The organism is Arthrobacter sp. LAR12-1-1.1 (assembly GCF_040676555.1).
Taxonomy (GTDB): domain Bacteria; phylum Actinomycetota; class Actinomycetes; order Actinomycetales; family Micrococcaceae; genus Arthrobacter.
Map to the genome: position 1 here is coordinate 166,022 of NZ_JBEGIG010000023.1, position 21,483 is coordinate 187,504.

General features: G+C 64.8%; 18 protein-coding genes, 2 tRNA genes and 1 pseudogene. 15 read left to right on the forward strand and 6 right to left on the reverse strand.

What is annotated here, in order from left to right:
- Positions 1-298: 298 nt before the first annotated feature.
- The 10 genes from dnaN to MRBLAR12_RS13680 all read left to right on the forward strand — a co-directional run bounded on the left by dnaN (position 299) and on the right by MRBLAR12_RS13680 (position 10,723).
- A complete protein-coding gene (dnaN, locus tag MRBLAR12_RS13635; RefSeq protein ID WP_364746642.1) occupies positions 299-1,423 on the forward strand; it encodes a DNA polymerase III subunit beta in 1,125 nt (374 codons plus the stop codon).
- A gap of 104 nt (positions 1,424-1,527) precedes the next feature.
- Positions 1,528-2,412: a phosphogluconate dehydrogenase (NAD(+)-dependent, decarboxylating) gene (gnd, locus tag MRBLAR12_RS13640; protein ID WP_229993517.1), complete on the forward strand. Its 885-nt coding sequence runs from the start codon at positions 1,528-1,530 to the stop codon at positions 2,410-2,412.
- Positions 2,413-2,457: 45 nt separating this feature from the next.
- The gene (gene recF / locus MRBLAR12_RS13645; protein ID WP_229993516.1) at positions 2,458-3,714 is read left to right on the forward strand and encodes a DNA replication/repair protein RecF; all 1,257 of its coding nucleotides are present in this window, start codon (positions 2,458-2,460) and stop codon (positions 3,712-3,714) included.
- Positions 3,711-4,271 (forward strand): DUF721 domain-containing protein, encoded by a 561-nt coding sequence (locus tag MRBLAR12_RS13650; RefSeq protein ID WP_229993515.1) that lies wholly within the window; start codon positions 3,711-3,713, stop codon positions 4,269-4,271. The genes recF and MRBLAR12_RS13650 overlap by 4 nt, the downstream gene beginning before the upstream one ends.
- A 412-nt stretch (positions 4,272-4,683) precedes the next feature.
- Positions 4,684-6,786 (forward strand): DNA topoisomerase (ATP-hydrolyzing) subunit B, encoded by a 2,103-nt coding sequence (gene gyrB / locus MRBLAR12_RS13655; RefSeq protein WP_414645512.1) that lies wholly within the window; start codon positions 4,684-4,686, stop codon positions 6,784-6,786.
- Positions 6,787-6,846: 60 nt separating this feature from the next.
- A complete protein-coding gene (gene gyrA / locus MRBLAR12_RS13660; RefSeq protein WP_229993514.1) occupies positions 6,847-9,585 on the forward strand; it encodes a DNA gyrase subunit A in 2,739 nt (912 codons plus the stop codon).
- Positions 9,582-10,217, forward strand: coding sequence for a DUF3566 domain-containing protein (locus MRBLAR12_RS13665; RefSeq protein WP_229993513.1), 636 nt, complete (start codon positions 9,582-9,584; stop codon positions 10,215-10,217). Before gyrA ends, MRBLAR12_RS13665 begins: the two co-directional genes overlap by 4 nt.
- 98 nt (positions 10,218-10,315) lie before the next feature.
- Positions 10,316-10,389 (forward strand) — tRNA-Ile (locus MRBLAR12_RS13670).
- Between the two features lie 69 nt (positions 10,390-10,458).
- Entirely contained in the window at positions 10,459-10,575 is a 117-nt protein-coding gene (locus MRBLAR12_RS13675; RefSeq protein WP_216699097.1) for a DLW-39 family protein, read from the forward strand.
- A gap of 72 nt (positions 10,576-10,647) precedes the next feature.
- Positions 10,648-10,723 (forward strand) — tRNA-Ala (locus MRBLAR12_RS13680).
- A gap of 60 nt (positions 10,724-10,783) precedes the next feature.
- On the opposite strand, the gene MRBLAR12_RS13685 is transcribed toward MRBLAR12_RS13680, so the two are convergent.
- Positions 10,784-11,152: a cupin domain-containing protein gene (locus MRBLAR12_RS13685; protein ID WP_364746646.1), complete on the reverse strand. Its 369-nt coding sequence runs from the start codon at positions 11,150-11,152 to the stop codon at positions 10,784-10,786.
- 132 nt (positions 11,153-11,284) lie between these two features.
- Between MRBLAR12_RS13685 and MRBLAR12_RS13690 the strand changes: the two genes are divergently transcribed.
- Positions 11,285-12,229 (forward strand): DMT family transporter, encoded by a 945-nt coding sequence (locus MRBLAR12_RS13690; RefSeq protein WP_229993511.1) that lies wholly within the window; start codon positions 11,285-11,287, stop codon positions 12,227-12,229.
- A 44-nt stretch (positions 12,230-12,273) separates the two neighbouring features.
- Here MRBLAR12_RS13690 and MRBLAR12_RS13695 read toward each other — a convergent pair whose 3' ends face one another.
- Positions 12,274-13,146: a glycosyltransferase gene (locus MRBLAR12_RS13695; RefSeq protein WP_229993510.1), complete on the reverse strand. Its 873-nt coding sequence runs from the start codon at positions 13,144-13,146 to the stop codon at positions 12,274-12,276.
- 153 nt (positions 13,147-13,299) lie between these two features.
- A complete protein-coding gene (locus MRBLAR12_RS13700; RefSeq protein ID WP_229993509.1) occupies positions 13,300-14,298 on the reverse strand; it encodes a hypothetical protein in 999 nt (332 codons plus the stop codon).
- 155 nt (positions 14,299-14,453) lie between these two features.
- Between MRBLAR12_RS13700 and MRBLAR12_RS13705 the strand changes: the two genes are divergently transcribed.
- Positions 14,454-14,999, forward strand: coding sequence for a peptidylprolyl isomerase (locus MRBLAR12_RS13705; RefSeq protein ID WP_229993508.1), 546 nt, complete (start codon positions 14,454-14,456; stop codon positions 14,997-14,999).
- A 9-nt stretch (positions 15,000-15,008) separates the two neighbouring features.
- On the forward strand, positions 15,009-15,878 hold the full coding sequence (locus MRBLAR12_RS13710; RefSeq protein ID WP_229993507.1) for a rhomboid family intramembrane serine protease: 870 nt from the start codon (positions 15,009-15,011) through the stop codon (positions 15,876-15,878).
- Positions 15,879-17,029: 1,151 nt separating this feature from the next.
- Here MRBLAR12_RS13710 and MRBLAR12_RS13715 read toward each other — a convergent pair.
- Both MRBLAR12_RS13715 and MRBLAR12_RS13720 read right to left on the reverse strand, forming a co-directional pair.
- Positions 17,030-17,635, reverse strand: coding sequence for a DNA-3-methyladenine glycosylase I (locus tag MRBLAR12_RS13715; protein ID WP_290369353.1), 606 nt, complete (start codon positions 17,633-17,635; stop codon positions 17,030-17,032).
- A gap of 103 nt (positions 17,636-17,738) precedes the next feature.
- A complete protein-coding gene (locus MRBLAR12_RS13720; protein ID WP_091560774.1) occupies positions 17,739-17,993 on the reverse strand; it encodes a cell division protein CrgA in 255 nt (84 codons plus the stop codon).
- A gap of 135 nt (positions 17,994-18,128) precedes the next feature.
- Between MRBLAR12_RS13720 and MRBLAR12_RS13725 the strand changes: the two are divergent.
- Both MRBLAR12_RS13725 and MRBLAR12_RS13730 read left to right on the forward strand, forming a co-directional pair.
- Positions 18,129-18,581, forward strand: a pseudogene (locus MRBLAR12_RS13725) (sortase domain-bontaining protein); the annotation flags it as partial.
- A gap of 170 nt (positions 18,582-18,751) precedes the next feature.
- Positions 18,752-19,393, forward strand: a complete 642-nt coding sequence (locus MRBLAR12_RS13730; RefSeq protein ID WP_364746649.1) for an anthranilate synthase component II — start codon at positions 18,752-18,754, stop codon at positions 19,391-19,393.
- A 108-nt stretch (positions 19,394-19,501) separates the two neighbouring features.
- Here MRBLAR12_RS13730 and pknB read toward each other — a convergent pair whose 3' ends face one another.
- Positions 19,502-21,478, reverse strand: coding sequence for a Stk1 family PASTA domain-containing Ser/Thr kinase (gene pknB / locus MRBLAR12_RS13735; RefSeq protein WP_229993505.1), 1,977 nt, complete (start codon positions 21,476-21,478; stop codon positions 19,502-19,504).
- Positions 21,479-21,483: the final 5 nt, after the last annotated feature.

Genomic DNA, 21,483 nt, shown 5'->3' on the forward strand with positions numbered 1-21,483 from the left:
AATCTCCTTCCGCCCCCCGAACAGTGCCCAGGCCCGTTCCGGACCGGCACAGGAGACCGGCCCCGCGAACAACACTCTTGTAACCCGGGGATGGGAGAAACGCTCACCTTGGGGCTAAGCTGTCAGCAGTGCGTCCGTCCCGGACATCTTTTGTGGTTCCCTACCGGGCCATGAGGCCCGGGGAGGGCGGACGATTCCCTTGTTGACGGAGTTCGGCATCCCTGCCGAGGTCCGCGGCAGCCTGAGCAGTCGTAGCGATTTCAGCACCAACAGCAGCAATGAAAGGCGGCACCCTTCCGTGAAGTTCAGAGTCGAACGGGACGTCCTGGCAGAAGCCGTGACATGGACCGCCCGGTCGTTGTCTCCGCGGCCGCCCGTTCCCGTACTTTCAGGCCTGCTCCTGAAGGCTGAAGCCGGTACTGTCAGCCTCTCGAGCTTCGATTACGAGACCTCCGCGAGGCTCGAAATCCCTGCTGACATCAGCACCGAAGGCACCATCCTGGTATCGGGCCGCCTGCTCGCGGACATCTGCCGCAGCCTGCCGTCCGCCCCCGTCGAGGTCGAAACCGACGGCAACAAGGTGACTCTCACCTGCCGCCGAAGCAGCTTCCACCTGGCCACGATGCCCGAGGCCGAATACCCGCCGCTGCCGGCCCTCCCCACGATCAGCGGCACCGTTCCCGGCGATTCGTTCGCCCAGGCGGTGTCCCAGGTGATCATCGCGGCCAGCAAGGACGACACCCTGCCGATCCTGACCGGCGTACGGATGGAAATCGAGGACGATCTCATCACCCTCCTTGCCACAGACCGTTACCGCCTGGCCATGCGGGAAGTTCCGTGGAAGCCTGCGACTCCCGGCATCTCCACGAGCGCCCTGGTCAAGGCCAAGACCCTCAACGAAGTGGCAAAAACCCTGGGCAGCAGCGGCGACATCAACATCGCCCTCGCCGACGACGACAGCAGGCTGATCGGTTTCGAAAGCGGCGGCAGGACCACCACCTCGCTGCTGGTGGACGGCGACTACCCCAAAATCCGCTCGTTGTTCCCGGACTCCACACCCATCCACGCCACCGTGCAGACCCAGGAACTGGTCGAAGCCGTGCGCCGCGTCTCGCTCGTGGCCGAACGCAACACCCCGGTCCGGCTCGCCTTCACCCAGGGCCAGCTGCACCTGGACGCCGGCACCGGCGAGGACGCCCAGGCCTCCGAAGAGCTCGAAGCCCAGTTGTCCGGCGAGGAGATCACCGTGGCCTTCAACCCGCACTACCTGATCGAGGGCCTGAGCGTCATCGAAACCAAGTTCGTGCGGTTCTCTTTCACCACCGCACCCAAGCCGGCCATGATCACAGCCCAGCAGGACGCCGAGGGCGAGGACCAGGGTGACTACCGCTACCTCGTCATGCCCGTGAGGCTGCCCAACTAGCTGACAGATGTGGGCCGTTTTGACCCCTCAAAACGGCCACAACTGCCAGTGACCTGGGTGACGTTCCCCAACGAAGCACCCCAGCGCAGAAAAGAGTTCATCCCGTGCACATCGGACTAATCGGCCTTGGAAAAATGGGCTTCAACATGCGCGAACGTCTGCGCAACGGCGGGATCGAGGTCACCGGTTTTGACCGCAACCCCGACGTTGCCGACGTCGCCACCTTGGACGAACTCATCGCCGCCGTCCCGGCGCCGCGCCTCATCTGGGTCATGGTCCCCTCGGGCGAGATCACCGACGCCGTGATCACCGAACTGGGCACCAAGCTCGACGCCGGTGACCTCGTGATCGACGGCGGCAACTCCCGGTTCACGGAAGACCAGAAGCACGGTGCAACGCTGGCCGAAAAGGGAATCCGCTTTGCGGACTGCGGCGTGTCCGGCGGGGTCTGGGGCCTCCAGAACGGCTACGGCCTCATGGCGGGCGGCGATGCCGCCGATATCGAACGGGCCCTTCCCGTCTTTGACGCGCTCCGTCCCGCAGGCGAGCGGGCCGACAGCTTTGTGCACGTCGGCGGTGTTGGTGCCGGCCACTACGCCAAGATGGTCCACAACGGGATCGAATACGGCCTGATGCAGGCCTACGCCGAGGGGTACGAACTCCTGGCCGCCAAGGAGATCGTCGCCGATCTCCCCGGGACTTTCCGGGCCTGGCAAAAAGGGACGGTTGTGCGCTCCTGGCTCCTGGACCTCATGGTCAAGGCCCTTGACGAGGACCCCGGACTGGAATCGATCTCCGACTACGTCGAGGATTCGGGCGAGGGCCGCTGGACCGTCGAGGAGGCAATTGCCAACGCTGTGCCGGCACCGGCGATCACGGCTGCGCTGTTCGCCAGGTTCTCCTCCCGCGAGGACAACTCGCCGGCCATGAAGATGGTGTCCGCCCTGCGCCACCAGTTCGGCGGCCACGCGACCCGGCCGGCCAAGTAATCCTGCCCAGCCAAGCAACCCAGCCTGTGAAGTCCTGAATCCCGCGTGTACCTAGAAAAACTCTCACTCACAGATTTCCGCAGCTACGCCCAGGTCGATCTAAGCCTTGAGCCGGGGGTCACCGTCCTGGTGGGCTCCAACGGCATCGGCAAGACCAACCTGATGGAAGCTATCGGGTATCTGGCCACGCTCAACTCGCACCGGGTCAGCACGGACGCACCGCTGCTGCGCTTTGGTGCCGAGCGGGCGATGATCCGGGCCAAGCTGGTCCGCGGTGAGCAGTCGACCGTGCTGGAACTGGAAATCAACGCCGCGCGGGCCAATCGCGGACGGATCAACCGGAGCAATCCGGTCCGGGCCAGGGACCTGCTTGGCATCTGCCAGACCGTGCTCTTCGCTCCGGAAGACCTGGCGCTGGTCAAGGGCGATCCCTCCAGCCGCCGCCGGTTCCTGGACGAGCTTCTGGTCAGCCTCATGCCGCGCCACGCCGCGACCAGGAGTGACTACGACCGGGTCCTGAAGCAGCGCAACGCACTGCTCAAGTCAGCCCGGGCCGGAAAGTTCAGCTCCGGGCATGAGGCAACGCTGGATGTCTGGGACCAGCACATGGCCCGGGCCGGGGCCGAACTGCTGCATGCGCGCCTCGAGCTGGTGGACCGCCTGCAACCGCACCTGAAAAACGCCTATGCGCAACTGACCGACGGCTCCAAGGAGGCCGCCGCGGTGTACCGTTCCACGCTGCAGGACAGCCTGGATGACGACGGCGCTGGGGCCAGTTCTGGGACCAGACCTGCGGGCGGCGCCACCGCCGCGGAAACCGAAACGGATGCGGCCGGCGCCGATGCCACCTCCCTCCTGGCGGAGGATCTGCGCCTGCTCTCCGTCGAGCAGCTCACCGACCGCTACATCCAGGCCTTTGCCGCATCCCGCCGCAAGGAACTGGAACGGGGCATCTCGCTGGTCGGACCGCACCGGGATGAGCTTGAGCTCGTGCTTGGATCGGCTCCGGCCAAGGGCTACGCCTCACACGGCGAAACCTGGTCCATGTGCCTGTCCCTGCGCCTGGCCTCCTACTACGTCATGCTCGACGATGCCCGCACCGGCGGGTCGCCCCCGATCCTGATCCTTGACGACGTTTTTGCCGAACTCGACGTCCAGCGGCGGCGTAAACTGGCGGCAATAGTATCCGGCGCCGAACAGGTGCTGGTCACTGCCGCCGTCGAGGACGATATCCCGGCGGAACTGACCGGACGGCGGGTGAAGGTCATCCCGGGAGGAATCGATGAGCAGGAAAATCGATGAATAAGGATACCGACGGCGGCCTGCAACCGGGCCGGGATCCCGACGACATCGATGCCGCGCAGGCGGCACTGAACAGGATGCGCGACGCCGCCGCGGCCCGGGGCGAAATCCGCCGGGCGCTCCCGCGCTCCGGTGCCGGGGCCCAGAAACCTGCCCGCGCCGCGCGGGGAACCCGCGGGTTCTCCCAGTTCCATGGCACCGGCCGGGATCCGCTGGGCCTGGGAAAGGTTGTGGGACGCCTCGTTGCCGAACGCGGCTGGAGCTCGCCGGTGGCCGTCGGCTCTGTCATGGCACAGTGGGCCGTGCTGGTGGGCCCGGAGATTTCGGCGCACTGCACCCCCGAGAGTTTTACCGACACCACCTTGCATGTGCGCACCGATTCCACGGCGTGGGCGACCCAGCTGCGGCTGCTGAGCAACAGCCTGCTGGAAAAATTCCGCACCGAGCTTGGCGACGGCGTCGTCACCAGCATCCAGGTGCTTGGACCCGCCGCCCCGAGCTGGCGCAAGGGCCTCCGGACGGTCAATGGCCGCGGACCCCGCGACACATATGGATAGCCCCGGGACCCCACGCGCCTCCGGATGTGAAGCACTTCTTGCAAAAACCCTTGAAAAATCCGCAAGCGGCGTGTAGGGCGCTCGAACGACCCGGAGTCGTATAGGCACCCTAGGGCCGGACCCCGAAAGCCTTGCAGGGGGAGCCAGCGGCCTCTCAGCGGCACTTTCCCGACCGTTTGGCGCCCTGGAATGCGGGTTTGGCTCCTATAACACGATAGAATCGGTGGAGATAACTGGGCGCCGGTGAAGCGTTGACTGAGTCCGTTTCCGACGCAATTTCAGCGTGCGGCGGACGGGATCCCAAGTCAGCGGAACACCCGGCGTCGTCAGTGACGTGCCTGTTGGCAGGAGCCTTTTCCACGGAAGAGGCAACGGCCGGCCTTCAACGAACATAGAGGAGTCGAAAGCGCCTGTGGCTAACGACAATGCAGAGATCCCGGCAGTGGAAGACGTAGCGGAAGCGGTAGTGCAAGTGGCGGCGGCAGCGGCGTCGTCGTCGGGAACCGCGACATCGCGCGAATACGGCGCCAGCGACATCACCGTACTTGAAGGCCTGGAAGCTGTCCGGAAACGTCCCGGCATGTACATCGGCTCCACCGGACCCCGCGGTTTGCACCACCTGGTCTACGAGGTGGTGGATAACTCGGTGGACGAGGCTCTGGCCGGCTACTGCACGCACATCGAAATCGTGCTGCAGGCCGACGGCGGGGTCAGGGTGGTCGACAACGGCCGCGGCATCCCCGTGGACATGCACCCCACCGAGCACAAGCCCACCGTGGAAGTCGTCATGACGATCCTGCACGCCGGCGGCAAGTTCGGCGGCGGCGGTTACGCCGTTTCCGGCGGCCTCCACGGCGTCGGCATTTCGGTGGTTAACGCGCTCTCCAGCCGCGTCGACACCGAGGTCCGCCGCCAGGGACACGTCTGGCGGATGTCCTTCGCCGACGGCGGCAAGCCGCAGGGCGGCCTGGTCCAGGGCGAGGAGGCCGCCGAGACCGGCACCACGCAGACGTTCTACCCCGATGCCACCATCTTCGAGAGCACCTACTTCGACTTCGAAACACTGCGTGCCCGCTTCCAGCAGATGGCCTTCCTCAACAAGGGACTGCGCATCACGCTGACCGACGAGCGCCGCGCTCCGGAGGAACCGTCCGAGGACGACGACCTGGACCTGGACACCGTCCCCACCGAAGGCGAAGTTCCGGCGGAATTCCACACCGTGGTCTACCAGTACGACGACGGCCTGCTGGACTACGTCAAGCACCTGAACTCCGGCAAGAAGGTTGATGTGGTCCACGAGGACGTCATCGCCTTCGAGACCGAGGACACGGAACGGCACATCGCCCTGGAAATGGCGATGCAGTGGACCAACGCGTACTCCGAGAGCGTCCACACCTACGCCAACACGATCAACACGCACGAGGGTGGCACCCACGAAGAGGGCTTCCGCGCCGCGATGACCTCGCTCATCAACCGCTATGCGCGGGAGAAGAACATCATCAAGGAAAAGGAAGACAACCTCACCGGGGACGACATCCGCGAGGGCCTGACGGCAGTCATTTCCGTGAAGCTCGCCGAGCCGCAGTTCGAGGGCCAGACCAAAACCAAGCTCGGCAACTCCGAGGTCAAGGGCTTCGTCCAGCGCGTGGTCACCGACGGGCTGGGCGACTGGCTCGAGCGCAACCCCGGCCCCGCCCGGGACGTGATCCGCAAGGCCATCTCGGCAGCCCAGGCGCGTATGGCCGCGCGGAAGGCCCGGGACAACGCCCGCCGCAAGAGCCCGCTGGAATCCTTCGGCATGCCCGGTAAGCTGTCCGACTGCTCCTCGAAGAACCCGGAGAGGTGCGAGGTCTACATCGTGGAGGGTGACTCGGCCGGCGGTTCTGCCAAGCGCGGACGCAACCCGGAGACCCAGGCCATCCTGCCGCTGCGCGGCAAGATCCTGAACGTCGAACGGGCCCGGCTGGACAAGGCGCTCGGCAACGCCGAGGTCCAGTCCATGATCACGGCCTTCGGCACCGGTATTGGCGAGGACTTCGACATCGCCAAGCTGCGATACCACAAGATCGTGCTCATGGCCGATGCCGACGTCGACGGCCAGCACATCACGACGCTGCTGATGACGCTGCTGTTCCGCTACATGCGCCCGCTGATCGAAAACGGCTACGTCTACCTCGCGCAGCCGCCGCTGTACCGGATCAAGTGGTCCAATGCGCCGCACGATTACGTCTACAGCGACCGTGAACGCGACGCCAAGCTGCTCTCGGGCCAGGCCGCGGGCCGCCGCATTCCCAAGGACAACGGCATCCAGCGCTACAAGGGCCTCGGCGAGATGGACTACACGGAACTGTGGGACACCACCATGGACCCGGACCACCGGACCCTGCTGCAGGTGACGATGGATGATGCCCTGGCGGCGGACCAGACCTTCTCCACGCTCATGGGCGAGGACGTTGAATCCCGCCGAAACTTCATTCAGCAGAACGCCAAGGACGTTCGGTTCCTGGACATCTAGAGGCTTCCTGGCCCCTAATATTCCAGAACTGATATATACCTGAAACGGAAAATATAGACTATGAGTGACGAAACACCCGAGGTGCCGGCCGGCTCCGAGCCCGTCCTTGAAGGCGCCATCCTCGACGGCGACGTACTGACTGACCGGGTCGAGCAGGTGGACCTGCAGACCGAAATGCAGCGCTCCTACCTCGACTACGCCATGGCCGTGATCGTGGGCCGCGCGCTGCCGGACGTCCGCGACGGCCTCAAGCCCGTCCACCGCCGCGTGCTCTACGCGATGTTCGACGGCGGCTACCGCCCGGACCGCTCCTTCAACAAGTGTGCCCGCGTGGTGGGAGAGGTCATGGGCCAGTACCACCCGCACGGCGACACCGCGATCTACGATGCCCTGGTCCGCCTGATCCAGGACTGGACCATGCGCTACCCGCTGGCGCTCGGCCAGGGTAACTTCGGCTCGCCCGGCAACGACGGCGCGGCCGCCCCGCGGTACACCGAAACCAAGATGGCGCCGCTCGCCATGGAGATGGTCCGGGACATCGACGAGGAAACAGTCGACTTCCAGGACAACTACGACGGCAAGAACCAGGAGCCGACCATCTTGCCGGCCCGGTTCCCGAACCTGTTGGTCAATGGCTCCTCGGGCATCGCCGTCGGCATGGCCACCAACATCCCGCCGCACAACCTCCGCGAAGTCGCCGACGGCGTTCAGTGGTACCTCGCGAACCCGACCGCCAGCCGGGAGGAACTGCTCGAAGAGCTCCTGGTGCGCATCAAGGGACCGGACTTCCCGACCGGCGCCACCATCCTCGGCCACAAGGGCATCGAGGATGCCTACCGCACCGGCCGCGGTTCCATCACCATGCGTGCGGTGGTCAGCGTCGAGGAACTCCAGGGCCGCACGTGCCTGGTGGTCACCGAGCTGCCGTACCAGGCCAACCCGGACAACCTGGCCATCAAGATCGCCGAACTGGTCAGGGACGGCAAAATCTCCGGCATCGCCGACCTCCGCGATGAGACCTCGGGCCGCACCGGTCAGCGCCTGGTGATTGTGCTTAAGCGCGACGCCGTGGCCAAGGTGGTGCTGAACAACCTCTACAAGCACACCCAGCTGCAGGACAACTTCGCCGCCAACATGCTCGCCATCGTTGACGGTGTGCCGCGCACGCTCAGCCTCGATGCGTTCATCCGCCACTGGGTCACCCACCAGATGGACGTCATCGCCCGGCGCACGCGCTACCGCCTGCGCAAGGCCGAGGAAGAAGCGCACATCCTCCGCGCCCTGCTCAAAGCGCTGGACATGCTCGACGAGGTCATCGCCCTCATCCGCGCCTCCAACACCACTGAGGCTGCACGCGACGGGCTGATGGAACTGCTCGACATCGACGAGCTGCAGGCCCGGGCCATCCTGGACATGCAGCTGCGCCGGCTTGCGGCGCTGGAACGCCAGAGGATCCAGGACCGCCATGCCGAGCTTGAGGCCCTGATCGCCGAGTACAACTCGATCCTAGCCTCTGAAGCGCGCCAGCGCGAGATCATCAGCACGGAACTGGCCGAAATCGTGGCGAAGCACGGCGATGACCGCCGCACCAAGGTGCTGATGGGCTTCGACGGCGACATGTCGATGGAGGACCTGATCCCTGAAGAGGAGATGGTGGTCACCATCACCCGCGGCGGGTACGTCAAGCGCACCCGCAGCGACAACTACCGCTCCCAGCAGCGCGGCGGCAAGGGCATCAAGGGCGCCCAGCTGCGCGGGGACGACGTCGTGGAGCACTTCTTCGTCACCACCACGCACCACTGGCTGCTCTTCTTCACCAACCTCGGACGCGTCTACCGGGCCAAGGCCTACGAGCTCGCCGAAGCCGGACGTGACGCCAAGGGCCAGCACGTGGCCAACCTGCTGGCCTTCCAGCCGGATGAGCACATCGCCCAGGTGCTGGACCTTCGGGACTACCAGCACGCCCCGTACCTGGTGCTCGCCACCAAGCGCGGCCTGGTCAAGAAAACCCGGCTGGAGGACTACGACACCAACCGGTCCGCCGGCGTGATCGCCATCAACCTGCGCGACGGCGACGAGCTCGTCTCGGCCCAGCTGGTCTCCGAGACCGATGACCTCATGTTGGTCTCCCGCAAGGGCCAGTCCGTCCGGTTCACGGCGACGGACGATGCACTGCGCCCGATGGGCCGCGCCACCTCCGGCGTGACCGGCATGAAGTTCCGGGAGGACGACGAACTGCTGGCGGCCGACGTCGTTCAGGACGGATCGTACGTCTTCATTGTCACCGAAGGCGGCTTCGCCAAGCGGACCGCGGTGGAGGAATACCGGCTCCAGGGCCGCGGCGGGCTCGGCATCAAGGTCGGCAAGTACCAGGAGGAGCGCGGGCACCTTGTCGGCGCCCTCATTGTCCAGGAAGAGGATGAAGTCCTGGTGGTCATGGAGGGCGGCAAGGTGGTCCGCTCCTCGGTCACCGGCGTGCCCGCCAAGGGCCGCGACACCATGGGCGTTATTTTTGCCAAGCCGGACAAGAACGACCGCATCATCGCCGTTGCACGCAACACCGAACGCGGGCTGGAAAGCGACGATTCGACCGAAGGTCAAGACGACAGCGAATATGCAGGCGGGGATGCCGGCGGGGACGCCGAAAATCGGGCTTCCACGCCGGATGACGTAACGTTGGCTGAAGATGGCGGATTGCATGAGGAGTCCGCAGCGGCAGAATCAGTACCGGCCCCGGAGTCAGATGAGTCATCAGGCAATGCCGAGCTGGACGAAGAAAACACCGGAGGTAACGAGTGAGTAATTCGGACTCATATCCCAACCCGAGCAGCGGCGTGCCTGGCGGAGTGCGGCAGCCCACCGCCGCGCCGCGCGTAAGCGGCGCTCCCTCGCGTCCGCAGCAGCGCCCGGGCGTGTCCGGCGCAGCCGCAGGAACGGGACAGCGTCCCCCCGCACCCGGCCAGCGCCCCACGGTCCCCGGCCAGCGCCCCGCAGTCCCGGGCCAGCGGGCCGCCCAGTCCGGCGGGCAGGGCACCGCCGGGCTGATCAAGCCGGCTCCGAAGGCCAAGGTGCGCCGTGCCAGGCTGCTGGTCAGCAAGGTAGACCCTTGGTCCGTGCTGAAAATGGCCTTCCTGCTCTCCGTGGCGCTGGGAATCGTCACGGTCGTGGCGGCGATCGTGCTCTGGACCGTTTTGGACCTTACCGGGATCTTTGACCAGGTGGACAGCCTGCTCGGGACCCTGGCCGGTTCTGAGGGTGGCGGCTTTGAATTGAAGAAGGTGGCGTCCCTGGGGCAGGTGGCGTCGTTCGCGACCATCATCGCCGTGATCAACGTGGTGCTGCTGACAGCCCTGTCGATGCTTTCGGCGGTGCTGTACAACATTGCGGCGACGCTCGTGGGCGGCATTGGCGTGACCCTCACGGACGACTAATTCCCGTACTTTTCCGCGGAATCCCGCGGGAAAGGGCCTCGATTTGAGATCGGGCCGGGATGTGCTGTACAGTCATATCTCGGCCCGATGAGGCATCGGGGCGTATAGCTCAGGCGGTTAGAGCGCTTCGCTGATAACGAAGAGGTCCCAGGTTCAAGTCCTGGTACGCCCACGGAACCAGTACTGGTTCTGGCAGAGGTTAGTGAAGGTTCGTCGATGACTGAACCGGAACGGGGAGCATGTGAAGAAGTTGCTGGTTATCGCAGCCACGGTCGCAGGCGTCCTCCTCTACAGGAAAGTGCAGGAATCCGAAGCCCGGAAAGTGATCTGGAGCAATTCAACCGATACGGTTGACTAGCCCGGAGCCTGGGAGTGGAAGCTGGAAATCAGCTGTCCGGACCTAAGGTATGATTGACGGGTTGCTTCTTATGGGGGCATGGCGCAATTGGTAGCGCACCTGCTTTGCAAGCAGGGGGTTCGGGGTTCGAGTCCCCGTGCCTCCACCATAGAATGAGCCCCGGACCGCGGAAACGCGGCCCGGGGCTTTTTTCATGCCCGTGCCTCACTCACTCCTTCGGCTTGGCGTAGTCCGCCATCCCCTGCCAGTCGATAAACACGTAGGGCTCGTCGCCGAGTACCCAGGCGTCGTGACCCGGCGGAATGACGCCGAAGTCGCCGAGCCCGAATTCGAGTTCTTCGCCGTCATCCATGACGACTTTGATGCGGCCGGAAATCGTGTAGCCGGTATGGCTGGCCATGCAGCTGTCCGTTTTGGCGATCGGCTTGACGTGATCTGACCATTTCCAGCCTGGGAGGAAAGTGGCCCGTCCAACCGGGCCGGAGTCCAGATTGACGAGATCCACCCTGCCCATGCCTTCGGCAACAGGACGTGTTTCTTCGGGATTGTCCAGGCTCTTGCGGATCATTGACGCCATGATGGTCTCCTTCTTCGATGATGGCGAGACCGAGATGTGAGACCGCGGTTTAAGGTTGGCACCGCGGTATGCACCGGTCAAGGAGTAGCGGCTGTAAAGGGCCACCACGGTCCGTCCCATTAGTGTTGGAGCGTGAACTTCTTACTTGCAGCCGTAGGGGTGCTGGGTGTGGCGTCGTCCGGGCCGCTTATTGCAGCCACACTGGGCGCCACGTCGGTTAGTGCCCTCGCCATTGCTTTCTGGCGCAACGCCATTGGAGCGGTCGTGATGGCCGGTCCGGTTGTGGTCCGCAACCCCCGTCAGTTCAGCCACGTGACCGGAGCCGAGTTCCGCTGGTCGCTCGCCGCTGCCGTGGCCCTGGCCCTGCACTTCGCATGCTTCATCACCTCCCTGCAGTTGACGTCGGTCGCGGCGGCGACGGCACTGGTGTGCCTTCAGTCAGGCTGGATCGCGATCTTCCAACTCTTCCGGGGAGTCCGGTTCCGCTGGCCGGTCCTGGTAGGGCTGGGGCTCGCCTTCGGCGGTGTAGTGACGATTACCGGCTTTGATATGGGCACCTCGCCCGAGGCGCTCGTGGGCGATCTCCTGGCCGTGGCCGGCGGCGCCCTGGCGGGCGTCTACACGCTCGCCGGAGGCAAGGCCCGGCAGAGCATGGGCACCGGCGTCTACACGACCCTGTGCTACGGCATGTGCGCCGCGATTGTGGCGGGGATGGCGCTGGTGGCCGGAGCGCCGCTGGCAGGGTTCGAAGCCACCGGCTGGCTGGGGATCCTCGCCATCACCGTGTGCGCACAGCTGGTGGGGCACACCGCGTTCAACTATCTGCTGGCGACCATGAGCCCGCTGCTGGTGTCCATGATCATTTTGCTGGAAATCCCGGGAGCGGCGCTTTTGGCTGCGGCGTTCCTGGGCGAGACGCTCCCGGCCGGGACCTATGCCGGACTGGTGATGATCCTGGTGGGGCTCGCCGTCGTGGTCCTGGGGCAGCGCGGCTCACGCTCCACCCGGGGCGCTGCTGAGGGGCGCGCTGCGGAGGGCCCCGGCGCAGAGCGGCTGGCGGAGCTTGGCACCGACTAGGAGCCGGCGGGGCCGCTCTGAGCGGCCGCGCCTGTTCGCCGGGCCTATTGGCCGCCGCGGCGGGCTGGCTGGGCCACGTTGACCGTGTGAATGGCGCGGAGCAATTTCGCGGGGAAATACACCGAGAAGAAGACCACCATGGGTGCCTTCAATGCCATCTTCTTGACGTTGTGGGCCTTGTAGGTGCGGTCAAAGCGCGTCACGTAGTAGCGGTAATCCCGCGGCGAGTCCTCCAGCCGCCGCGCCGACATACCCGAGATCATCTGCGGCCAGTACTGGATCCGGAGTTCGTGGTCGGCCAGATGCAGCGAAAGATCGATGTCCTCGTGCATCTCGTCCCGCTCGTCGCGGCACGCCTCTGCACGGATGGTTTCCCAAGCCGAGCGACGCAGTGCCATGTTGGAGCCGAAGAGGAAGTGATACTGGTGCTTAGCAAGCCTGAGCATTAGCTGACGCATTTTGTCGTCTGCCTTGAGCCCAAACCGGCGCATGGGCATGTCGTAATAGACCACCGGACCGGTCGCAGCGTGCACCGACTCGTCAGCGAAGGCTTTCTGCACCTGCTCCACCCAGTCCGGTTCCAGCACGGAATCGGCGTCGATCCGGCCCAGGATGTCACCGGTGGCGTGGTCAAGACCGAAATTGCGTGTGGGGATGAGCCCCTGATCGCGGTCCTGGCTGAGCAGGATGATGGGACTCTCCGGATACTCCAGCTGCATCTGCCGCACGATCTCTGCCGTGCGGTCCTTGGACAGGTTGTCCACCACAATGATTTCGTGGGCAGGCACCGACTGGTATACCGCGGCGATCAGACACTGCCGGATGACGCTTTCCTCGTTGTACGCCGGAATCACAATAGATACAGCCGGTGGCGGAGCAATGAGCAAGGCATCCTGGGGTGATCTATGGGGTGACATCACCACAAATTTAGCATCTAGCCTGCCGTTTGAAGGCGGACCGCGACGCGCCTCCCCAGTCCGAGCAAACCCTGCCGCGGGAAACACGCCGTGTGAAACAAAAGGAGGGATCCCGCCGTAGCGGAATCCCTCCTTGGGAGAATACAGCCGGAGCTACTTATTCGGCTTGTCTGCCCCGTTGTTCAGGTTGGACGCGATGTTGCGGACGGCCGTCTTGGCATCGGTGGCAACCTTGGCGGCAGTCTTCGCGGTGTCGTCGGCAACGTCCTTGGCCGCTTCTGTCGCTTTGTCCGCCGCGGCAGCTACGGAACCGGATGCCTCGGTGGAAGCCTCGGCCGCAGAGTCCGCTGCCGCAACAGCCGCGGAGCCGGCCTTGTCGGCGGTGTCCTTCAGCGCTTCGCCGGCAGGAGCGGCCGTCGGGGCAGGCGTTACCGGCGTCGGCACCTTCCAGGGGTCCTCCACCGGCCTGGAAGCCCTCCAGGCGGCGACACCGGCGGCAGCTGCGGCAGCGATGATGCCGAAAATCAGCAGGCCGCGGTGCTTGGGCTTCTGCTGCTTGGCGAGCTTGGCATTGGCTGTCTTGCTGACTTCGGTGGCGGCCGCCTTGATGTTCTTTCCTGCAGTCTTCGCGTGATTCTTCGCATGTCCCTTGGCAGTCTGGGCCTGTGCCTGGACGCCGTGGACCACGCCGGAATCAACAAGCTTCTGTGCGACGGCGTCCACGTGGGCCGGAGCGTTTTCCAGCGTGCGGTGGACGGCCACGGAAGCCTGTCCGATCTGGTCCGAAAGCCTGGGAAGGTACTCGACAACCACCCGGTCGCGTGCGTTGAGGATCACCGGTGAGGCCTTGTCCACAGCCTCGTGCAGGCGCGGGGTCGCGCTTTCCGCGGCGTCGTGGATTTTCGGTGCAAGCTGGGCCAGGCCATCCTGAAGGCGAGGGGTGACAGTGGCAACGCTACCGGCCAGATTGTGGGCCGCTGACTTGAGCCCCTCCTGGATTTTGGGAGAGGCGGTATCCAGCCCATACTGCAGGCGGGGAACAGCCCAGTTCACGGCAGCCTCAACCCGCGGAGCCGCCCAATCCTTGGCGCTGTCTACTCCGGTGCTGACTGACTGCTCCAGGTCACGGGCAATACGATCCGTTTTCTTCACAACTACCTCCCGATTAATGTGACGGTTCTGCTGTTAGCCTACGTGTCTAGGAACGCACCGGCTATTCTTCAGACCGATTTCCAGTGGATTTCACCCAGCGCGGAACTGACTGTGCGGCCCTATGGGGGCGGAGCCGTCATGGAAGAATAGGCGCTATGACTGCCAACGCAACCGCAAAAGCCACTATCCACACGAGCCTCGGCGACATCGTCGTCAACCTCTATGGCAACCACGCGCCGAAGACTGTCGACAACTTCGTCGGGCTGGCCACCGGTGAGAAGGCCTGGACCCACCCGGAAACGGGCGAGGACAAGACCGGCACGCCGCTCTACAACGGCACCATCTTCCACCGCATCATCAAGGACTTCATGATCCAGGCCGGCGATCCCCTGGGCCGCGGCACCGGTGGACCGGGCTACAAGTTCGACGATGAAATCCACCCGGAACTGACTTTCAACGAGCCGTACAAGCTGGCCATGGCCAACGCCGGTGTCCAGATGGGGCGCGGCACCAACGGTTCGCAGTTCTTCATCACCACCATCCCCACCGGCTGGCTGCAGGGCAAGCACAGCATCTTCGGTGAAGTCGCCGATGAGGATTCCAAGAAGGTCGTCGACGCGATCGAAGGCGTCCGCACCGGCATGGGCGACCGCCCCGTCGAGGATGTCACCATCAACAGCATTGACATCGAAAAGCTCTAACCCCACACCATGAGCTACGGAGTTCCGGCGGCAGAGCCGTCCGCAGAGGTCCCGGTATGCCCCAGGCACCCGGACAGGCCTGCCTATGTGCGCTGCCAGCGGTGCGGGCGCCCTGCGTGCCCCGACTGCCAGCGGGCGGCCGCCGTCGGATTCCAATGTGTTGACTGTGTCAACGAAACCAAACGCACGACGCCGACAGTCAGGACCGTCTACGGCGGTGCCGTGACCGCCGGCAAACCCGTGGTCACTTTCGTGATCATCGGGCTGTGCGCCCTTGTCTATGCCCTGCAGTGGATGGTTCCCAACGACGGGATCTACCAGCAACTTGCCTACGCGCCCGCCCTGACTGATGTTGAACCATGGCGGCTGCTCACCTCGGCGTTCCTGCACTCGCAGGGATTCCTGCTCCACATCGTCCTGAACATGTATACGCTGTGGATTTTCGGCCAGATCCTTGAACCGCTGCTGGGCCACGCCCGCTTCCTGGCCATCTACCTGCTCTCGGCCGTCGGCGGATCCGTCGGCTTTCTCCTGCTGACCCCGGTGTATCCCGTGAACGGCCCCGTGGGACTCGTGGGCGCCTCCGGCGCCATCTTCGGCCTGTTCGGCGCGCTGCTGGTGGTCCAGCGTCAACGCGGCGGAGAAGTCCGCCAACTCTTGGTCCTGATCGCCATCAACGGGGTCATCGGTTTCATGGTGCCCCAGATCGCGTGGCAGGCCCATCTCGGCGGCCTCGTCACCGGCGCCCTGAGCGCCGCAGTCATTGCCTATACCCCGCGCGGCCCCCGGCAGACCCTGCTGCAGGCCATCGGCCTTGGCGGGGTCCTTGCCTTGGTGATCGTCGCGTCCGTCGTCCGGATGGCCGGCGCCGGCGCCTAGCCCGCTCCAGCCCATGTTCCCGGCCGCATGTTGCGGCCCGGTTTTGCTGTCCGCAGTGCCCTCCGGTCCTTTCGGTCCCCCTCCCCGCTGCCCAGAGGTGGGGACTTTCCGTGCGCAAACTCCGGCCGAGCCCCAACCTCTGAATTCAGAGGTGCGGCCTCGAAAGTTTTCCACAAGGGTTATCCACATTGTTAATAACTTACAAGCGTGTAGTTCAACGTGGCGACCCGGATCTGACCGCCTGAGCTGGCGATTTTCCGGCGCAGAGGCGCTGCGTCCTGCCTGATCTCCACACCTGTGGATAACTTCTGTGGGTTGCCCTGTGCGTAAGTGGACAACTTTGATCGCTGGCCCGACGCTTCTGCCAGCCGGCACCATTGCCTGCAGTGCCTCCCTGCACCGCGACGGTTTCCAGGCGCCGGCCCCCTCCAGGCCATGCCACGCCGTCACCGGCTATCCACTGCATCTGTACGCGGCATTCCAGGTCGCGCCAGCTCTGACGCGGGGCCGATCGCGCTCTCTGTGATGCGGCCACTGCCGCGCTGTCTCTGTCCGCTGCCTCCAGGTGTCGCCGCCGCAGGCGGATGAGCCGCGACACAGCGACACAGCGCCACAGTCCGCCCGGTGCGGAGGCAGGGACCCGGGGACAGCGGCGGTGTGTTTCAACAGGGTTATTCACAGTGTTAATAACTTGATGGTCTGAGTTTCCGTGGGAACTAACCCGGCTCATGGCCCCGCAGCAGGGGTTGCGGGGCCGGGGCGCGGGCTGTTATCCCCAGCTGTGGATAACTTGTGGGTAGTGGGGTGTTATTAAGTGGATAACTCATCTGGTGCCCTGCCTGTCCGGCCAGGCGACTTCATTTCGGGACTGGCCATGCCCACTAAGGGTGCAGCAGTGCCGTCCACGGTCTGATGGGGTCTGACTGATGGGCCTGCCGTACTTGTCCACAGACAATCCACACTGTTAATAACTTACAAGGCTGTAATTCGCGTCCGCCCGGGGATCCCGTCATCGGCCTTGGACCCGGCAGTGGCCTTTAAACTGGGCCGAAACGCGCCATTAGCCCGGGAACTTATAAACAGTGTGGATAAGTTTCCCCAGACTTGTGCACAGCTGTGGATAAGGTTGGGGCAGGGTGTCGCCCGACTGGTCAGTGCGGCCAGACGCCCGAAGTTCCGCGCCGGTGGCTGTCCAGCAGATGGGTGTCCACCATTCCGGTAGCCTCCATGAGCGCGAACATGGTGGTGGGCCCGACGAAGGCGAAGCCCTTCTTGCGCAGCGCCTTCGAGAGCGCGATGGACTCGGCCGAGGTGGTGGGGACCTGGTCGAGGGAGCTGGGCCGGGGTGTGGCCACCGGCTGGAACCCCCATACGAAGTCAACCAGGCCGCCGTCGTCCCTCAACGCCAGAGTAGCCCGGGCATTGGTGATGGTTGCCTGGATCTTCAGCCGGTTCCGGACGATCCCGGCGTCGAGCATGAGACGCTCCACATCGGTGTCCGTGAAGAGGGCCACCAGTTCCGGGTCGAAGTCCTTGAATGCCGCGCGGAAGGCGGGCCGCTTGCGCAGAATCGTGGCCCAGGACAGCCCCGCCTGGAACCCCTCGAGGCTGATTCGTTCGTAGAGGCCCTGCTCATCCCGGACGGGCATGCCCCACTCGTTGTCGTAGTACTCGCGCAGCATGGGATCCACGGATGCCCACGCCGGCCGCGCCAGTCCGTCGTCGCCTATGGTTGAGCCGCTCACTGCCGGAGTCATCTGGGTTCCTTCGCTGGGCCGGGAATTAGGGCCGGGGATTAACGACGACGGCCGGCACACTGTGTGTACCGGCCCGTCAGGGATGTGCGCCGCGCGGGCCTGTTCAGGAACGCCAGCGCGTGGTCATTAGGAAGCCGATGATCGCGATTCCGAATCCGGCGACAATGTTCCACGACGCCCATGACTGCACCGGGAAGGCGCCCTCGGTGATGTAGAACGTGATGATCCACAGCAGGCCAATGATCATCAGGCCAAACATGACCGGCTTGAACCAGACCGGATTGGGCTTGTAGGCCTCCGCAGCAGAAGTCTGCGGGGCCACACGGGCAGTCCTTTTACGCGGCTTCGACTCGGGCACTGATCCTCCTTGGCGGGCTGGAACAAGAGCGGCAATGTGGCTTTATATCCTGCAGGACAGGAGCCCCCGCCGGCCAACGCGCTCTTGGTCAAGTTTGAATTCTTTTTGCTCGCACAATTCTAGCTGTAGTTCCGGCCACACCGTGGACCCCGCAACCGCCCCATCGGTCAGGCAACCACGACGGCGGTGTTGGACACTATGGGCATCGGGCACCATCAGGGCACGGCCATGCCAGGGGCTGCGGGAAACTTCGCCGTGGCCGGACACCGGCAGGCTCACGACGCGGTCCTGGACCATGTCGACGCCTTAGTGCCCGGGGACTGGATCTACGTCCAGACCCGCGAGGGCTACTATGTCTACGTGTTCCGGAACAGCCAGACAGGCCTCCCCTCACGGACCGATGAGCCGGTGCCGACGCGGCCGGGCGCCGCGCCGACGGAGAGCTATCTGACCCCGACGAGCTGCAATCCGCGGTTTGGCTCCCAGGAACGCTTTGTGGCCTACACGCTGCTTGAAAGGTGGCAACCTGTTTCCGCAGAGCCGCCGGCTGAAATTATCCAGGCGGCCCGCGCGGCCAGGGAAGGCTGACGGATTTATGGCTGGTTTTTCCGCCACCTTCCCGGTCCCTTGTGGCTCAGGATTGCGACTGCGCTGGTGCTGGCGGCCGGAGCACTGGTATTGATGGTTCAGTTCCTTTTTCCTTGGCTGGCGCAATTCACCCAGTTAACAGATTCAACGATTGGTTCAGCAAAGCACCCATGAGTACAACCAAGATCCTGGTCGTAGACAACTACGACAGCTTTGTCTACACCCTGGTCGGCTATCTCCAGGAACTCGGTGCCGAGACCACCGTGGTCCGCAACGACGACGTCACGCTCGCCGAGGCGATCGAAATGGCCGAGGCACGGGACGGTGTCCTCATCTCTCCCGGACCGGGGAATCCCGCCGGGGCCGGCGTCTGCATTGAGCTGATCAAATGGTGCGGCAGCCATGACAAGCCCATGCTGGGTGTGTGCCTGGGCCACCAGGCGCTGGCGGAGGCCTACGGCGGAACCGTAACTCACGCTCCCGAACTGATGCACGGCAAGACTTCCCTCGTCGAACATCACGGAACCAGCGTGTTTGCCGGGCTGCCCTCCCCGCTCACGGCCACCCGCTACCACTCTCTGGCCGCCGTCCGCGAGAGCATCCCGGAAGTCCTGGAGATCACCGCGGAAACGGGCACCGGTGTTGTGATGGGCCTGCAGCACCGCACCGCCCCGCTGTGCGGTGTCCAGTTCCACCCGGAATCTGTCCTGACCGAAGGCGGCTACCAGATGCTGGGCAACTGGCTCGAGTCGCTGGGCATGGCCGGCGCCGCTGAGCGGGCAGCGGAACTCAGCCCGCTTATCAAGCACTGACTCTTTAGGTACAGCATGCTCCTGCCCTGACCTTGCACGCACTGCATGCGCGAGCTCTGCACGCGCCGGCTCGGCGGTAGCTGGCCCTTACCCGCTGTCCCGCCCGGCCTAGGGGAACAGTCCGTCCAGGACCGCGCCCTCCTTTGTCGTGGTTTTGGTGGGCGTTGGCGTGGGCGTGGGCGTCGGTGAGGGGGGCGGCGCTGGCGCCTTCGCCACGGTCACGGTGATGGTCTTACCCTGTTCCACGAGCGAATCCGCGGCATCGGCCTGGCCTGTCACCTTGCCCGGGGCCACCTGGGAATTCTCCACTTCGGTGACGTTGAGCTTCAGACCCTGCTCCGTCATTTTCGCCTCCGCCTCCGCCAGCGGCAGCCCGATCAGCTGGGGCACAGCAACCTTCCCGGTGGAGACGACGATTTCGACGGTGTCCGCGACGGCCACAATTTGTCCCGGGGCCGGGTTGGTGGTGATGACAATGCCGACAGGGACCGTGGGGTGGTTGGACATCTTGGTGGTGAGGGACCCGGTCAGTCCCTTTTGGTGCAGGAGATCGCGGGCCGCCGCCTCCGTCCGGCCTGGGAGGTCGGTGGGGATGGTGACCGCGCTGGGGCCTTCGGAAATATTGAGGATGATGTCCGAGTTGGCGTCCATGGAACTTCCCGACGTCGGCACCGTGCCAATGGCTGCGCCCTTGGGGATGCTCTCGTGCTGCAGCCGTTGGAGCTGTGGCTTGAAGCCGGCGTTGTACAGCCTTTGCAGGGCCTCTGATTCCGTCAGGGACGTCACCGTGGGAACCAGAACCTTGGTTGCCTGCGGCGGGGCCTGGTTCATGAGGTTGTAGAGCCACAGACCGCCCCCGGCCAATACCAGCATCGTGAGGACCACCAGGGTCGCGATCCACGTGCGGCGGCGCGACTTCTGGCGCGGCGTGTGCTCGCGTTCGACCGGCAGCACCAGGGGCAGGCTGCCGGTGTCGTCCGTGTCATAAAGTTCGGTGTCTGCGGGCTGCAGCAACTGCTCGTCGTCGGGCGTTTCTTCAGCGGGCCGCAGCCGGCCGCCCGGGGAATCGTCAAGGAACTTGGCCCCGGTCAGCGTGAACGCTGCCGTAGGCGCCAGGGGGTCATGCCGGGGAACGGCGTTGGTGGGGTCCGTGGGGGCTTCACTGGCGGCCGGTGCTGCCACCGGAACGCCGCTGCGCGCGGCCCGCAGGGCACGGCGGAAGGCGGCCGCGTCCTGGAACCGGTCCGCGCGGTTCTTTTGCAAGGCCTTCATCAACACGCTGTCCAGCGCAGCGGAGACCTCGGGGTTGAGGCTGCTGGCGGGCTCCGGGATCTCACGCACGTGCTGGTAGGCCACGGAGACTGGGCTGTCGCCGATGAACGGCGGCCGGCCGGCCAGCATCTCATAGAGAAGGCATCCTGCGGAGTAGAGATCGCTCCGTGCATCGACGGTTTCGCCCCGTGCCTGTTCGGGGGACAGGTACTGGGCGGTCCCCACGACTGCCTGGGTCTGCGTCATGGTGGCCGAGGAGTCCGCCATGGCCCGGGCGATCCCGAAGTCCATGACCTTGACGCTGTTCGAATCCGGGCAAAACATCACGTTGGCGGGTTTGATGTCGCGGTGCACGATTCCGGCCTTGTGACTGTAATCGAGCGCGGACAGCACGCCCAGCGTGAAGTCGATCGCCTGATCGATGGTGACGTCCTTGGCCCGCACCAGATCGCGGATCGTCTTGCCGGAAACGAATTCCATCACGATGTAGGGCACACGGACGCTGTCGTCGTGGTCACCGGGGACCGCGTGGTCCCCGGTGTCGAAGACAGCCACAATCGAAGGGTGGTTGAGTGCCGCGACAGCCTGGGCCTCGCGCTTGAACCGGGCCTGGAACTGGGGGTCCCTGGCCAGGTCAGGGCGAAGCAGCTTGACGGCCACTGTACGTCCCAGCCGGGTATCGACGCCGCGGAAAACATCCGCCATGCCGCCACGGCCGATCAGCTCACCCAGCTCATAGCGCCCGCTGAGGACGCGCTGCGTGTTCGCCGGGCGTTCCTCCCTGTGCGACGGAGTGCGGGGTGTATTGCTCATGATTC